13 protein-coding genes are annotated in these 14,914 nt (G+C 68.1%); 8 read left to right on the forward strand and 5 right to left on the reverse strand.

Annotation, left to right across the window (positions count from 1 at the left end; genetic code table 11):
* The first annotated feature begins 19 nt into the window (after nt 1-19).
* The 8 genes from C7C57_RS10655 to C7C57_RS10690 all read left to right on the forward strand — a co-directional run bounded on the left by C7C57_RS10655 (nt 20) and on the right by C7C57_RS10690 (nt 10,422).
* Nucleotides 20-1,336, forward strand: coding sequence for an amidohydrolase (locus C7C57_RS10655; protein WP_187976404.1), 1,317 nt, complete (start codon nt 20-22; stop codon nt 1,334-1,336).
* 1 nt (nt 1,337) lies between these two features.
* Nucleotides 1,338-2,537, forward strand: a complete 1,200-nt coding sequence (locus tag C7C57_RS15760; RefSeq protein ID WP_255505658.1) for an ABC transporter permease — start codon at nt 1,338-1,340, stop codon at nt 2,535-2,537.
* Nucleotides 2,538-2,622: 85 nt separating this feature from the next.
* Nucleotides 2,623-3,504: an ABC transporter permease gene (locus tag C7C57_RS10665; RefSeq protein WP_187976405.1), complete on the forward strand. Its 882-nt coding sequence runs from the start codon at nt 2,623-2,625 to the stop codon at nt 3,502-3,504.
* Entirely contained in the window at nt 3,501-5,240 is a 1,740-nt protein-coding gene (locus C7C57_RS10670; RefSeq protein ID WP_255505659.1) for an ABC transporter ATP-binding protein, read from the forward strand. The genes C7C57_RS10665 and C7C57_RS10670 overlap by 4 nt, the downstream gene beginning before the upstream one ends.
* 107 nt (nt 5,241-5,347) lie before the next feature.
* Nucleotides 5,348-7,027 (forward strand): ABC transporter substrate-binding protein, encoded by a 1,680-nt coding sequence (locus tag C7C57_RS10675; RefSeq protein WP_187976406.1) that lies wholly within the window; start codon nt 5,348-5,350, stop codon nt 7,025-7,027.
* A 60-nt stretch (nt 7,028-7,087) separates the two neighbouring features.
* On the forward strand, nt 7,088-8,170 hold the full coding sequence (locus C7C57_RS10680) for an LLM class flavin-dependent oxidoreductase (protein ID WP_187976407.1): 1,083 nt from the start codon (nt 7,088-7,090) through the stop codon (nt 8,168-8,170).
* A gap of 88 nt (nt 8,171-8,258) precedes the next feature.
* Complete coding sequence (locus tag C7C57_RS10685; RefSeq protein ID WP_187976408.1) at nt 8,259-9,608, forward strand: LLM class flavin-dependent oxidoreductase; 1,350 nt, start codon at nt 8,259-8,261, stop codon at nt 9,606-9,608.
* Complete coding sequence (locus tag C7C57_RS10690; protein WP_187976409.1) at nt 9,601-10,422, forward strand: DUF1684 domain-containing protein; 822 nt, start codon at nt 9,601-9,603, stop codon at nt 10,420-10,422. The genes C7C57_RS10685 and C7C57_RS10690 overlap by 8 nt, the downstream gene beginning before the upstream one ends.
* 60 nt (nt 10,423-10,482) lie before the next feature.
* On the opposite strand, the gene C7C57_RS10695 is transcribed toward C7C57_RS10690, so the two are convergent.
* The 5 genes from C7C57_RS10695 to C7C57_RS10715 all read right to left on the reverse strand — a co-directional run bounded on the left by C7C57_RS10695 (nt 10,483) and on the right by C7C57_RS10715 (nt 14,899).
* Nucleotides 10,483-11,349 carry an SseB family protein gene (locus C7C57_RS10695; protein ID WP_187976410.1) on the reverse strand — a complete coding sequence of 289 codons (867 nt, stop codon included), beginning with the start codon at nt 11,347-11,349 and terminating at the stop codon, nt 10,483-10,485.
* Between the two features lie 230 nt (nt 11,350-11,579).
* The gene (gene priA / locus C7C57_RS10700) at nt 11,580-12,326 is read right to left on the reverse strand and encodes a bifunctional 1-(5-phosphoribosyl)-5-((5-phosphoribosylamino)methylideneamino)imidazole-4-carboxamide isomerase/phosphoribosylanthranilate isomerase PriA (protein WP_030143069.1); all 747 of its coding nucleotides are present in this window, start codon (nt 12,324-12,326) and stop codon (nt 11,580-11,582) included.
* A gap of 205 nt (nt 12,327-12,531) precedes the next feature.
* Nucleotides 12,532-13,215 (reverse strand): imidazole glycerol phosphate synthase subunit HisH, encoded by a 684-nt coding sequence (hisH, locus tag C7C57_RS10705; RefSeq protein ID WP_187976411.1) that lies wholly within the window; start codon nt 13,213-13,215, stop codon nt 12,532-12,534.
* Nucleotides 13,212-13,820: an imidazoleglycerol-phosphate dehydratase HisB gene (gene hisB, locus C7C57_RS10710; RefSeq protein ID WP_030143067.1), complete on the reverse strand. Its 609-nt coding sequence runs from the start codon at nt 13,818-13,820 to the stop codon at nt 13,212-13,214. Before hisB ends, hisH begins: the two co-directional genes overlap by 4 nt.
* Entirely contained in the window at nt 13,817-14,899 is a 1,083-nt protein-coding gene (locus tag C7C57_RS10715) for a histidinol-phosphate transaminase (RefSeq protein ID WP_030143066.1), read from the reverse strand. The genes hisB and C7C57_RS10715 overlap by 4 nt, the downstream gene beginning before the upstream one ends.
* Nucleotides 14,900-14,914: the final 15 nt, after the last annotated feature.

The following is a 14,914-nucleotide window of genomic DNA, read 5'->3' on the forward strand; positions in this document are numbered from 1 at the left end:
CTCGCAAAGGACCCCACTCATGACCACCGATCCGCTCGACACCTACCTCGCCTACGGCCAGCGCTCGCTCACCCCCGCCCCGATTGGGGAGGCAGAGTCCGCCTTCGCCGGAGCCCCCGCTGATATTCACGCCCGGATCGCCGCGCGAATCGAGGGCCTGCGCCCGCGGCTGCACGCGTTTGCCGTGGACCTCTACCACCACCCCGAGCTGGGGTTTGAGGAGCACCGCAGCGTGCAGAAGATCGCCGAGCTACTGGCCGAGGAGGGCGTGGACACCGAGGTGGGCGTGTTCGGATTACCCACCGCGTTTGTGGCGCACGCGGGTTCCGAGGTGGGCGACGGACCGCACTTCGCGGTCATCGCCGAATACGACGCGCTGCCCGGTGTGGGCCACGCCTGCGGGCACAACGTGATCGCCGGCGTCGCGATCGGAGCGTTCCTGGCGCTGCGCGACGTGGTGGCCGAAACCGGCGGCCGCGTCTCGCTGATCGGCACCCCGGCAGAGGAGGGTGGCGGCGGCAAGGAGCTCATCATCCGCGCCGGCGGCTTTGACGAGGTGGATGCCGCGGGCATGGTCCACCCGAGCGTCGGCCACGAGGTCTCCCCCATCTATGGTTCGGGGACCACCGGGGTGCGCCGGATTCGGGTCGCCTATCACGGCCGCGCCGCGCACGCCGCCGGCACCCCCTACCTCGGGCTCAACGCGCTCGATGCGGTGGTGACCGCCTACCAGGGCATCGCCCAGCTGCGTCAGCACATCCTGCCGATCGATCGCATTCACGGCGTGATCACCAACGGCGGGAGTGCGGCCAACGTGGTGCCCGAGCTGACCGAGGCGCACATTCTGGTGCGTTCGAGCGAGATCGACACACTGAAGATCCTCACCCAGCGCGTGGTGGACATCCTCGAGGCTGCGGCCCTGGCCACGGGAACCCGGGCCGAGATCGACCTCGATGCCGAACCCGCCTACCTGCCGCTGGCCAACAACATCGCGCTGACCAAGCACTGGGCGCGCCACCTCACCGACCGGGGGCGTACCGTGCCGCTCAAGCCGAAGGTTGTGCGCCAGGGTGGACCCTCCACCGATATGGGCAACGTGAGCCAGTACATTCCGGCGATCCACCCGGCCCTGGGCCTCGGCGGGGACGGCACCATCGTGCCGCACAACGCCGGATTTGCCGACATTTCGATCCTGCCCGATGCGCTCAACGCGCTCGTGGACGCCGCCACCGCGCTGGGCTCGGCCGCCGCCGACTACCTGGTGGATGCCGACCTGCGCCAGGCCGTGGCCGACGAGTTTGTGGCGCGCGGCGGACGCGTGCGCTGGGAGGACTAGCGTGAGCACGCTCGATCAGACGGTGCCGCCCGCGGACGCGGTTGGCCCAGTGGAGGCGGTCGGCGCGGTGACGGCTCCGGCTGTCTCTGCTTCCGTCTCATCATCCGGGCGCGTTGCCGAGGCGTCCGCTCCCGAGGCGTCATCCGGGCGCGTTGCCGAGGCGTCCGAGCCTGGTGCGGAACGCCGCGAGGATGCCGTGCCCACGGTCGCCTCGCTGCTCGCCGAAGCATCGGAAGCCGAGGAGATCGGCCGTCTGGGCCGCATTCGCGGAATCGCCTCCTATGTGGGTCACCGCATCCTCGACATCGTCCTGGTGCTCTGGGCCGCGGCCACCCTCTCGTTTGTGGCGCTCCAGCTGATCCCCGGAAACCCGCTGGACAAGATGCTCTCGGGCATGCAGGAGGCCACCCCCGAAATCCGGGCGCAGATCGCCGCACACTACGGGCTCGATCAGCCGGTTATTGTGCAGTACTTCACCTATCTGGCCGGGGTGCTGCGCGGGGACTTCGGGATCAGCTATCAGCGCGCCTCCCCGGTCACCGAGGTCATCCTCAGCGAGATCGGGCCCACCGCCGAGCTCACCGGTTGGGCCATCCTGGTGGCGATTATCGTGTCCGTGCTGCTTGCGCTGGCCACCTCGGGCCGCCGCCGCGGGGCTCGCGCATTTGCCCAGGGGTTTGAACTGGTTGCCGTCTCGGTGCCCTCGTTCTGGCTCGGGATCATCCTGATGACCGTCTTTTCCTTCTCGCTGCAGTGGGTCCCGGCGTTCGGGACCGACGGACCCGGTTCGCTGGTCCTTCCGGTCATCACCCTCGCCCTGCCGTTGATCGGCGTGATCACCCAGGTGCTGCGCGAGCGCATGGAACACGTGCTGCACGAGCCGTTTGTCACCACGATCCGCGCCCGCGGACTCGGCGAAAACAGGCTGCGCTCGCGCCACGTGCTGCGTCACGCGAGCCTGCCCGCGCTGACCCTCACCAGCGTGATCTTCGGATCGCTGCTGAGCGGCACCGCGATCATCGAGACGCTGTTTGCCCGCCCCGGACTCGGCCGGGTCGCCGTGGTCGCGATCCAGGACCGGGACTATCCGGTGGTGCTCGGCTTCGTGGTGTTCGCCGCGCTGATCTTCATTCTAATCAACACCATCGTGGACCTGCTGTATCCACTCCTGGACCCGCGCCTGCGAGGAGGTCACGCATGAGCGAGCCTCTCGACCCCCGAAACCCTCACCGATCCGACCGATTCCGCGCCCCCGCGCCGAACCCCCACCCGAGAGGAGGCCACGCATGAGCCTGTTGCGTGCCCGCCCCGACCGACCCCCGCGGCTTCCCCGCTCCGAACGGGTGCGCTCGGCCCACGCGCTGCATCCGGGCGTCGCCCTCTCGGCCCTCGTGGTGCTACTCCTGGTGGTGGCCGCCATCTGGCCGGGCATCTTCACCGGTCAGGATCCGATCGAGGGCAACCCCGCCGACGCATTTGCCGGATCGAGTGCCGCCCACATCCTGGGCACCGATCAGCTCGGCCGCGACCTGTTCTCCCGCATCATCCACGGCACCATCTACTCGCTCTCGCTGGGGGTAGGAGCCTCACTGATCGGCCTGATCGGCGGCATCATCCTCGGTGTGCTGGCCGGCTACTCCCGCGGCATCTGGGATCGGGTCATCACCCGCGCCCTCGATGTCCTCCTGGCGTTCCCCGAGGTACTGGTGGCGCTGCTGACCATCACGATTCTCGGCCCCGGACAGTGGAGCCTACTCTGGGCCGTGGGCCTCGGCCGGATCCCCGGTGCCGCCCGGCTCGTGCGCACCCAGGTGTTGCAGATCCGCGGGTCGGGATTCATCCGCTCGGGCATCGCGCTGGGGCTCTCCCCCGCCCGCCTGGTGCTGCGCCACGTGGTGCCCAACAGCCTAGGCCCGGTGCTTGTGCACGCGGTCATCGGCGTGGGTGTCTGCATCATCTTTGGTGCGGCGCTCAGCTTCCTCGGTCTCGGCGCCGTGCCGCCCACCCCCGAGTGGGGCCTCATGCTCTCCGAGGCCAGGCAGTACCTGAGCATCGCCCCGTGGATCGCGATCTGGCCGGGGGTCTTCATCACCCTGACCGTGATCAGCGTGACCGTAACCGGCCGCTGGCTGCAGCAGCGTTTCATCAGCAAGAGGAGCTCCCTGTGACCGTCGAGAATCCCGAGGCCCTGGTCTCGGTCCGTGATCTGACCATAAATTTTGGCCCGCACACCGCGGTGACCGGGTTGTCCTTTGACCTGACCCCCGGACGCTGCGTCGCCCTGGTGGGCGAATCCGGATCCGGCAAGAGCGTGTCCGCACGGGCGCTGCTCGGGCTGGTGGGTCCGGGATCCCGGGTCGAGGCCTCCGAGCTGCGCCTGGGCACCCACGACCTGCGCACGCTCACCCCCGCCCAGTGGCGCGGGGTGCGCGGACGCGAGGTGGGCCTGGTGTTGCAGGATGCGCTGGTGTCTTTGGATCCGCTCAACACCATCGGATCAGAGGTGGCCGAATCGCTGCGGCTGCACACCGGGTTGGCCAAAAAGCCCGCCGCCGAGATCGTGCACGCCCTGCTGCGCCGCGTCGGCATCCGCGATCCCGAGGAGCGCGCGGCGCAGTATCCGCATCAGCTCTCCGGTGGACTGCGCCAGCGGGCGCTGATCGCCAGCGCCGTGGCCGCCGGGCCGCGGGTGCTGATCGCCGATGAGCCCACTACCGCCCTGGATGTCACCGTCCAGGCGCAGGTGCTGGAACTCCTCGCCGAGCTCAAGCGCGAGGGCACCGCGCTGCTGCTGGTCAGCCACGACCTGGCCGTGGTGTCCGAGTTGGCCGATGAGATCATCGTGCTGCGCGCCGGGGCGGTGATCGAACGCGGCACCCCCGCGCAGATCCTGCACAATCCGCGGGCCGACTACACCCGGCAGCTGCTGGATGCGGTGCCCTCGGCCCACACCCGCGGCGAGCGCCTCTCCCCGCTGCCGCCAGCGGTGTTCACCCGGCCTCGGGCCACGGAAAAGAACGAGACAAGACGGGTAGGCGAGACCCGGCCCGGCCCAGGGTCCGCCACGTCGGAGCTGGCCGATTCCGGGACTTCCCTGTCCGGGTTGACCGTGGCCCCCACCGCCCCGATCCTCGAGGCGCGCAACCTGGTGAAGAGCTATCCGGCCTCGCGCGGACGCCGCACCACCGTGCTGCACGATGTGTCCTTCACCCTCGAACGCGGCAAGACCCTGGGCATCGTGGGCGAATCCGGGTCGGGCAAGTCCACCGCGGCGGCGATCGCGCTGGGGCTGACCCCCGCCGACTCCGGCGAGGTGCTGCTGGATGGCGAGGCGTGGTCGAGCCTCCGAGAGAGGGAGCGTCGCGCGCGGCGTCACCGTATCCAGACCATCTCCCAGGATCCGCTGGGCTCCTTCGACCCGCGCTCCAACGTGCGCACCCTACTCGGCGAGGCCCTGTCCACCGTGGGGGTTTCCCGCGGCGCGCGCGACGACGCCGCGACCGCGCTGCTGGAACAGGTGGGACTCTCGGCGATCCACCTGGGCCGGCATCCGCTGGAGCTCTCCGGCGGGCAGCGCCAGCGCATCGCGATCGCCCAGGCCCTCGCGACCAACCCCGAGATCATTGTGTGTGACGAACCCGTCTCCGCCCTCGACGTCTCGATCCAGGCCCAGGTGCTCGACTTGCTGCGCGACCTTCAGGATCAGCTGCACGTCTCGCTCCTCTTTATCTCCCACGATCTGGGGGTGGTCCGCCACGTCGCTCACGATGTGGCGGTCATGCAGCACGGCAGGATCGTCGAATTCGGCGAGACCGGCGAGGTGTTCGATCATCCGCGGCATCCCTATACCCGCGATCTGATCGCCGCTATCCCAACCATTAGTGCCCCATTGCCCGCGATCTGATCGCCAACCCCTCCATGGCCCAACCATCGGCACCCCCACACGCGCGATCTGATCGCCAACCCCTCCACTACCCCGTTCCCCGCAATCACCCCCGAAAGGCACCATCCATGCGAAATCGCACCCGCAACGCGGCCCTGCTCGGCGCCACCGCCCTGCTCACCGCCCTCGCCCTGACCGCCTGCTCGGCGTCCGCCTCCCCGGGATCCGGGTCATCCGGAAATGCCGGTGCCTCGGCCAGCCCGGTCAGTGGCGGCACCCTGCGCTACCTGGCCAATACCGAACCACCCACCTGGGATGGGCAGCGCGTCCCGAGCCTCAACCTCAACTCGATCAACTCCTCGATCTTCGACACGGTCACCGTGCAGGCCGAAGACGGCACCTATAAGCCGGGCCTGGCCACCAAGTGGGAGGTCAGCGAGGACGGCCTGACCTACACCTTCACCCTGCGCACCGACGTGAAGTTCCAGGATGGCAGCCCGTTCAACGCCGGGGTTCTCAAGCAGAACTTCGACCGGCCTCTCAACGAGACCGGCCTGGCCACCGTGTCCAGCGGCATCGTGTCCAACGAGGTGCTGGATGACAGCACCCTGAAGGTCACCCTCTCCCGCCCCAACGCCTCCTTCATCCACGCGCTCTCGACCCCGCACTGGCCGATCTACTCGGGCAAGGTCCTCACCGAGCACACCCCCGCCGAGCTGTCGGCGAATCCCAAGCTGTCGGTGGGATCGGGACCGTTCAAGGTCAAGGACTACGTCAAGGGCTCCAAGATCGTGCTGGAAAAGAACCCCGACTATGCCTGGGCACCCAGCACCTGGGGACACACCGGACCCGCCTACCTCGATGAGGTCACCATCCAGTTTGTGCCCGAACCCCAGGCGCGCATCGGCGCGCTCGGCTCCAAGCAGGCCGATGCCATCGATCAGGTTCCGCCGCTGAACATTCCCGAGGTCAAGGCCGCCGGTGCCCAGATCCTGGAAAAGGACAACACCGGAACCCCCTACTACCTGGCGCTGAACCCCAACATCGCGCCGTTCGACGATAAGAACGTGCGTCTCGCCTTCCGGGACGCGATCGACGTGGACGGCCTCCTCAAGAGCGTCTACGCCGGCGAGTATAAGAAGGCCTGGACCACCACGCTGCCCGACACCCCGCCGCTGGGCTCCTACGATAAGTCGCTCGAGAAGAGCTGGAGCTTCGATCCCAAGGCCTCGGCCAAGCTGCTCGATCAGGCGGGCTACACCGAAACCGATAAGGACGGCTACCGCACCAAGGACGGCAAGCGCCTCACCATCAACTGGGCCGTCGACTCGCTCTACGTGCAGACCGACCAGCGCCAGCAGCTCGGAGAGGCCATCGCCTCCTCGCTGAAGAAGGCGGGCTTCGAGGTCATCCGCACCCCGTATGACACCGCCGCGTTCTCCGCCCAGCTGGCCAAAAACGAACACAACCTCGCCGACTCCTCGCGCGGCTACGCGGATGTGGGCACCACGATCCAGCCCTTCCAGACCAACGCCATTCCGAAGGAGGGCGGCGGCTCGGGCATCAACTACGGGCTGGTCTCCGACCCGCAGATCGACGAGGCGGGCAAGATCATCAGCGCCAACTCCGATCCCAAGGTGCGCATCGCCGAGGCCCAGAAGGTTCAGGCGCGCATCCTCGATGAGGGTTTCGCGATTCCGCTGTACGTGCCGAAGAAGATCGTCGGTACCACCGCCAAGGTGCACGGCTGGAAGTTTGACGCGGTGGGTTACACCGACGCGTTCTACGACGTCTGGCTCGCCAAGTAACCCATCCCCTTCCGGTGGGCATTCGCCGCGCGGATGCCCACCGGCCGAAAGGACTCAATCATGCCCCGCATCGACCTCTTCTACTACGGTGACGTCACCAACGGCCAAAACCCCGCCGCCCTCTATCGCGATATCGAGGAGCAGGTCGTCCTCGGCGACAAGCTCGGCTACAACGGCGTCTGGGTCACCGAACACCACCAGAACGCCCGCGGCGAGGTTCCCGACCCGCTGCTGTTCCTCGCCCGACTGAGCGCCAAAACCACCAACATCCGGCTGGGTACCTCGGTGGTGTGCGCGCCGTTCTATCACCCGATCAGGCTCGCCGAATCCGCCCTGCTGCTGGACGCCCTCTCCGGTGGCCGCCTCGATCTTGGTGTCGGCAGCGGTGCCGGCACCGACCACCTACTGGACGTGTACGGCCTGATTCCCGGCGAGGGATCGGCCCGCTCGCGCGAGGTGCACGAGATCTTGCGCCAGGCCATCGATCACGGTCGCGTCGACTTCCACGGGGATTTCTACAGCTTTGACGACGTGGAAATCTCCCCGCCCGCCGGACGCCCCGCCCGCGACGTGATCTGGACCGCCGCCGGACGCAACGCGATCGAGCTGGCCTCCGCCCACGGCTACCGGCTGATGATCCCGCGCCCGATGCCGCTCGAGGCACGCCTGGCCCTCAACGCCGAGTATCGCGAGAAGGTGCCCGGCGGCGAGGTCATCCACCTGCGCTCGGGCCTGGTGGCGCCCACCCGGGAGCTCGCCCGCGAGCGCGCCGTCGAGTTCCTGCGCGAGTACGCGGCGATCTATCTGAAGGTTGACTGGCGCGGCGGCCCTGACAGCGCCGACTTCGACGATATCGCCGAGAAGCTCTCCTTCGCGGTGGGCACGGCCGAGGAGGTGGCCGACTCGATCTGGCGCTGGACCGACCAGTTCGACGGCACCGAGCAGACCGCGATCCAGTTCCAGGGACCTCACGTCAAGCCCGCACACATCCTCGAATCCATCGAACTGTTTGCGACCCAGCTGCCGGGGCTGCGCGGATCCACCCCGACCACCGCGGTCCCCTACGTCGAACGGTCCATCCCGTTCCGCCCCAGCGGCGAGAACCTGGCGCCGTATCAGAGCGCCGTGGAGGTCGGGGTATGAGCGCCGAGTCCGTCCAGGCCCGCCGTGGAGGCCGGAGCATAAGCGCCGAGTCCGCCCGCACATCCCAACACCCCGTGGAGGTAACCGCATGAGCACCGCAGATTTCCCCGTCAGCCGCCGTCCCGAACCCAATGAGATTGCGGGGTTCGGGACCACCGCGCCGCTGGGATCCACGGTGATCGGCGAGCGCCTGCGGGTGGGATTCATCACCCACCTGGATCAGAACACCGATACCGCGACCATCTATCGCGAGAACATCCTGCTGTTCCAGGAGCTGGAAAAACTGGGCTACGACAGCGCGTGGATCGCGACCCGGCACTTCCACTCGGGCTGGGCGGCGCTGCCGAGCCCGTATGCGTTCCTGGGTGCCGCGGCGGTGGCAACCTCGAAGATTGGGCTGGGCACCGCGGTACTACCGATCGTGCTGGACGACCCGATCCGGGTCGCCGAGGACGTGGCGGTCATCGACCACCTCTCCGGCGGTCGCCTGATCCTCGGCGTGGGCAAGGGGGTCCCCTCGGACTCCTTCCACGTGTTCAACGCCTGGGAGAAGGATCGCGACGCCAACTTCGAGCACAAGATCGACTCGCTGCACTGGGCACTTGAGGGTTCCCAGGTGCCCGAGGGCAGCGCCCACATCTGGCCGGCCAACGCCGGACTGACCGGACGCGTGGTCCACGGCAGCTCCAATATCAACACGATCCGGGCCGCGGCGGTGCGCGGGGACGGCTTCATCCTCGAACGATTCGGCAACGGCGGCGAGCGCACCGCCGAGGCTCGCGCCGGATTCCAGCAGCGTCAGGCGTACTCGGTGCGCGAGTACCGCCGGGTATTCCACGAAACCTGGGGCGACACCCGCACCCCGTACGTGGTGACCTCGCGGACCGCCTACCCGGGCGCCACCAACGCCGCGGCACTCGCCGAGGCAGGCGAGCGCGCGGGGCGCTGGAACGAGTTCGCCGCGAAGATCGGCCGGGTGGATCTCACCGCGTCGATCCCCGACCAGCTGCTCTCCGACAACTTCATCTGGGGCACCCCCGAGGAACTCGCCGCCGACCTGCTGGCCGACCCCACCATCGCGCTGACCGACGAGCTGATTCTCGGCATCCATCCGGCCCTGCACACGCTCGAGGAAACGGTGGAGAAGGCGCGGATCCTGCTCGAGGAGGCCTACCCGCTGATCCAGGCGGGCTGGGCGGCGCAGCGCGAGGCGGCGCTGGCCGAGGCGATCCGTCCGTTCACCCCCGAGCAGATTCGCGCCGAACAGGAGCGCTTCGCCCACGAGCGTTCGGGCACGGTGCTTGCGGGTACCACGGATGCCACTGCCGCGGCACCCTCGACGGACGCGGTCACCCCCGCGTATCCGGCGGTCTCCGCCCCGGATGCCGCCGATTCCGCACTCCCCACCACACAGGAAAGGATCTCCACCCATGTCTGAGACCAGCACCACCCCCGCCGACTCCGCGACCGATCCCGCCGACTTTGCCGCCGACTGGGCGGCCTGGCATGAGGCACGCCTCGACGCCACCCTCTCGCCGTACGGCATCGCCTCGCTGGTGGGCACCCACTGGCTCACCGAGCAGGCCCAGGAGGTACCCGGCCTTCCGGGAACCTGGCAGCGTGAGGGCGAGGCGATCGTGGGGCTACTCCCCACCAACATCGAGGTCCCGGCCACCACCCTGCGGGTCGAGCCCGGCGCCGACGTCGAGTACGGCGACATCCTCCTGCGAGCATTTGGCCGCGGCGAGGATCTGGCGCTGCGGGTCCTCACCCCGCGCAGCGAAACCCGCCGGGCGATCACCGAGATTGCCGCATTCACCCCCGATCCCGCCTGGGTATTCCCGGCCCGATTCGAGGCCGCGGCAGACGAGACCCTGGCGATCGAACTGGTGGACGGCTTTGTGCAGGACAAGCCGCTCTCGGGCCGCCTGCACGTGAACATCAACGGGCACTGGGCCGCGCTGGTGGCCACCGCCGCGGGGAACGCCTACTCGGTGGTGTTTGCCGATCAGACCGGGAACGACCACGATGCCGAGGACGAAACCTACCGGTTCCGCTTCCTCACGGTCCCCGCCGCCGATGCCGAGGGCAACACGGTGATCGACTTCAACCGTGCGTTTGTCCCGCCCTGCGGTTTCAGCGACCACTACGTGTGCCCGCTACCCGCGCCCGATAACCGCCTGCCGCTGCGGGTACTCGCGGGCGAGCGCCTCCCGGTGGATGCCGATGGCGCACCCTACCGCCACCACTAGGACCGTCCAACAGAACACCCCGCCGTGCTCGTGCACGGCGGGGTGTTCTGTTTTGGCACGTTACTCGGAGGAGCGGAGACGGACGGTCAGGGAGTCGGCCCGCGTAGCGATCACGTCGTCCTGCGCCCAGCGCTGAGCGAGCCGCTGCAGCACGGCGTCAAGCATCTCCCGATCAAGACCCTGCACCAGGGTCAGGGTCACCACGAGCTCGGGGCCGTGCAGGCGCGAGAGCGGGTCGGCGGTGGACAGTGCCACATCCAGCACCGAGAGTTCGGTCCCGATCGAGGACACAAATGCCGCGAACACCTCGGGATCCTGGAAGCTGGGAATCCAGGATTCTTCGCGGGCCACGGCCCAGAGCGCCGGACGACGGATCACAAATTCCAGCGGGGTGGTGGCGTCCAGCACCACCAGGTCGGTGTTTTCCTCGGCCGCGGCCAGGGCTACCCGGATGCCATCGGCGGGCACTGGCCGGGCCTTGGGGTTCCATGCCCGCATCGCATCCACCGAGGAGAACACCGGCAAGACGTTGCGTCCGTCGGGTCCGGCGACGGTGATGATCGAGAGCTCCTGGGTCTTGTCGACCTCCTGGCCGTGGGCGTTGAGTCCCACGTCTCCGGCGTGGGCGACCAGCGGGATCAGCAGGCGTGCGGTGCGGAACGCATCCACGACGGCCTCGGCGCTGCCCTCCCCCGCGGTGAACCGGCGCTGGGCTTCGGCGAGCTCGGCGGGCGCGCTGCCATCATCCTCGGCGTAGGTGTTGTCGTGGGCCTGGAAGGTGCGTCCCTCCCAGGACTGGTCCGCGCTGTCGGCGGTGTTGCCGGCGAGGGCGGCGATGCGGGCACGAATCCCGGTGGGATCATCGGGGGTGCCGTGATCGCAGCCGGCACCGTGTGCGTGTGGGTCGGCCGGGGTGTGCTCGGTCATGCTGTCTCCTCGCGGGAACGAAACCATCGGATGGACGGTGCGGTGCGGCCGGATCAGCCGCCGGATGGGTGGTGCTCAGCGGCGGGGACGAGCCGCCGGGGTGGGCGGGCCACATCGCGAACGGGTGGTCGCGCAATTGGCCACATCCAGCCTATCGGGCCTTCCGATTCGGTGCGCACATGCCACGGGCCCGGCACCCCTCTGCGAGGTACCGGGCCCGGGCGGATGAACTAGTTGGAGGCCACGTCCAGGGCCTCGGGCAGGGTGAAGTTGCCGTTGTACAGTGCCTTGCCGACGATCGCGCCCTCCAGGCCCAGCGGCACCAGCTCGCGCAGGGCGGCGATGTCGTCGAGGCTGGAAATGCCACCGGAGGCGACCACCGGACGGTTGGTGCGCTCCATGACGTCCTTGAGCAGCTGGATGTTCGGGCCCTGCAGGGTGCCGTCCTTGGTCACATCGGTCAGCACGTAGCGGGTGCAACCGGCCTCTTCCAGACGCTCCAGCACGGTCCACAGGTCGCCACCATCGCGGGTCCAGCCGCGGGCGGCGAGGGTCGTGCCGCGCACGTCGAGGCCCACGGCGATCGCGTCGCCGTAGCGGCCGATGACGTTGGCGGCCCACTCGGGGTTTTCCAGGGCGGCGGTGCCCAGGTTGATCCGGGTGACGCCGCTTTCCAGGGCTGCTTCCAGGCTCTCGTCATCGCGGATACCACCGGAGAGTTCGATCTTGACGCCGTGCACGGCCTTGATCACCCGACGGATGACGGCCTGGTTGTTGCCGCGACCAAAGGCCGCATCCAGGTCGACCAGGTGGATCCACTCGGCACCCTGCTTGGCCCAGTCCAGGGCCGCGTCGACGGGGTCGCCGTAGTTGGTTTCGGATCCGGCTTCGCCCTGGGTCAGGCGAACGGCCTTACCGTCGGCCACGTCCACGGCCGGCAGCAGTTCGAGTGCCGGGGTGTTGTTGAACTCGCTCATGTTGTCCTTGTGTCCTAGGGGCGAATCCGCGTCGGGATCGACGGGATTCGCTGGGTGGTGGGTGAACGATGCCGGTGTCGGCGGTGTTCGGCCCGCGAGGGTGCGAGATGAACACGTTCGGTGTCGGTCGTGTTCGGCCCGCGAGGGTGGAGGTGGTTGGTGCGCCGGGTGGATGTCCACTCGGCGACCGCGCGCCGGGGTGCGGCTACTCCGGGAGGGGCAGGGTGTCCAGCCAGTTCCGCAGCAGGGTAATCCCCGCCTCCCCCGACTTTTCGGGGTGGAACTGGGTGGCCGTGAGCGGTCCGTTTTCGATCGCGGCCAGGAAGGGAACACCGTGGTCGGCCCAGGTGAGGGCCGGTTCCGTGAAGGGAGGAATCACATCCAGCAGCCATTCCTGCGCCGCATAGGAGTGAACAAAATAGAAGCGCTCGTCCTCGAGACCGCGGAACAGGCGGGAGTTCTCGGGAACCCGAACCGTGTTCCAGCCCATGTGCGGCACAACCTCGGCGGGCAGCTCGGTAATCGACCCCGGCCACTGACCCAGACCCTCGGTTTCCACGCCGCGCTCGGTCCCCCGGTCAAACATGACCTGCAGTCCCACGCACACGCCGAGCACCGGCTTGCCACCGGTGATGCGCTTGTCGATGATGCGGGCACCGCCGGAGGATTCCAGAGCGGCCATGACCGCGTCAAACGCACCCACACCGGGGACAAACAGCCCGTCGGCGGCCATCGCCTCGGTGAAGTCTCCGCTCAGGGTGACGTCGGCACCGGCCTTTTCCAGGGCCTTGACCGCCGAGTGAACGTTGCCCGATCCGTAGTCAAAGACCACCACGCGGGGGCGGCGTGCGGCCGGGGTGGTGCCACTTGTCGGGTTGGTATCGCTCACAGCTTGCCCTTCGTGGACGGGATGCCCTCAACCAGCGGGTCGAAGGCCTTGGCCTGGCGGAACGCGCGGGCGAACGCCTTGAACTCGGCCTCGGCGATGTGATGCGGATCGCGACCCGAACGCACGTCGATGTGGACGGTGAGTCCGGCGTTGAAGGTGATGGCCTCGAAGACGTGACGGATCATCGATCCGGTGAAGTGTCCACCGATGAGGTGGAACTCAAACCCGGCCGGCTCACCGGTGTGCACCAGGAACGGACGGCCGGAGATGTCGACCACGGCCTGAGCCAGGGCCTCGTCCAGCGGGCACAGTGCATCGCCGTAGCGGGCGATCCCGGCCTTGTCGCCGAGGGCTTCGCGAATCGCCAGGCCCAGGGCAATGCCGATGTCCTCCACCGTGTGGTGAACGTCGATGTGGGTGTCGCCGGTGGCCTTGACCCGCAGATCGGTCAGCGAGTGCTTGGCGAATGCGGTGAGCATGTGGTCGTAGAAGGGCACGGAGGTTTCAATCTCGCTGCGGCCGGTGCCGTCGAGGTTGATTTCGAGCTCGATCGAGGATTCACTGGTTGCCCGCGTAATCTTCGCGGTCCGAGGTGCGCTGGTCATGCCTTTGAGCTTAGCGCGCTCAGGGCCTCGAGGAAGGCGGTGGTTTCGGACTCGGTTCCGGCGCTCACGCGCAGGTGTCCGGGGATGCCGACGTCGCGAATCAGGATGCCGCGCTCCAGCAGCGCGGTAAACAGTGCCTGGGGATCCTCGACGCCACCAAACAATACAAAGTTGGAGTGGGTGCGGTGCGGGGTGTAGCCGAGTTCGGTGAGGCGGGCCACGATGCGGTCCCGCTGGCCGCGGATATCATCTACCATCGCCAGCATTTCCGCCGTGTGATCGAGGGCCGCCTCGGCGGCCGCCTGGGTGAGTGCCGAGAGGTGGTACGGCAGACGCACCAGACGCAGGGCATCGATGGCCGCGGGATCGGCGGCCAGGTATCCCACCCGGGCACCGGCGAAGGCGAAGGCCTTACTCATGGTGCGCGAGATCAGCAGCCGCGGGCGTCCGGGCAGCAGGCTCAGCGCGCTCTCGGTGCCGTCGGGGGCAAATTCGGCATAGGCCTCATCCACGACAACCACACCATCGGTGGCATCGTAGATCGCCGCGATGGTTTCCAGATCGATCGGGGTACCGGTGGGGTTGTTCGGAGAGCACAGGAACACGACGTTGGGCTGGTGCTCACGCACCTGGGCCACGGCGGTCTCGGCGGAGAGCTCGTACTCGTCATCCCGCACACCGGGAATCCAGGTGGTGTCGCCGCCGGCGGCAAGGAGGGAGTACATCGAGTAGGTGGGGGCAAACCCGAGTAGGGTGCGTCCGGGTCCGGCGAAGGCCGAGAGGACGTGCTGCAGCACCTCGTTGGAGCCGTTGGCCGCCCAGATGTTCTCGGCGGTCAGTCCGTGGCCGAGGTAACGGGCCAGGCGTTCGCGCAGACCGGTGAACTCGCGATCCGGATACCGGTTGAGCCCGATCACGGTCTCGGCGATACGGGCGACGATATCGTGGGCCACCGCCTCGGGGATGCGATGGGTGTTCTCGTTGACGTTGAGCGCAACGGGCACGTTCAACTGAGGCGCACCGTAGGGGGTTTGGCCGCGCAGATTATCGCGGAGGGGCAGATCGTCAAGAGTGGTCACGGGAAAAGTTTACCC

Origin of the sequence: Mycetocola sp. JXN-3, assembly GCF_014522285.1 — a bacterium.
Taxonomy (GTDB): domain Bacteria; phylum Actinomycetota; class Actinomycetes; order Actinomycetales; family Microbacteriaceae; genus Mycetocola; species Mycetocola saprophilus.

Bases quoted from the DNA above. Each gene is read 5' to 3' on its own strand.
- C7C57_RS10680 (WP_187976407.1), top strand. From the start codon at position 7,088: ATGCCCCGCATCGACCTCTTCTACTACGGTGACGTCACCAACGGCCAA.
- C7C57_RS10675 (WP_187976406.1), top strand. From the start codon at position 5,348: ATGCGAAATCGCACCCGCAACGCGGCCCTGCTCGGCGCCACCGCCCTG.
- C7C57_RS10695 (WP_187976410.1), bottom strand. From the start codon at position 11,349: ATGACCGAGCACACCCCGGCCGACCCACACGCACACGGTGCCGGCTGC.
- C7C57_RS10655 (WP_187976404.1), top strand. From the start codon at position 20: ATGACCACCGATCCGCTCGACACCTACCTCGCCTACGGCCAGCGCTCG.
- hisB (WP_030143067.1), bottom strand. From the start codon at position 13,820: ATGACCAGCGCACCTCGGACCGCGAAGATTACGCGGGCAACCAGTGAA.
- C7C57_RS10665 (WP_187976405.1), top strand. From the start codon at position 2,623: ATGAGCCTGTTGCGTGCCCGCCCCGACCGACCCCCGCGGCTTCCCCGC.
- C7C57_RS10690 (WP_187976409.1), top strand. From the start codon at position 9,601: ATGTCTGAGACCAGCACCACCCCCGCCGACTCCGCGACCGATCCCGCC.
- priA (WP_030143069.1), bottom strand. From the start codon at position 12,326: ATGAGCGAGTTCAACAACACCCCGGCACTCGAACTGCTGCCGGCCGTG.
- C7C57_RS10685 (WP_187976408.1), top strand. From the start codon at position 8,259: ATGAGCACCGCAGATTTCCCCGTCAGCCGCCGTCCCGAACCCAATGAG.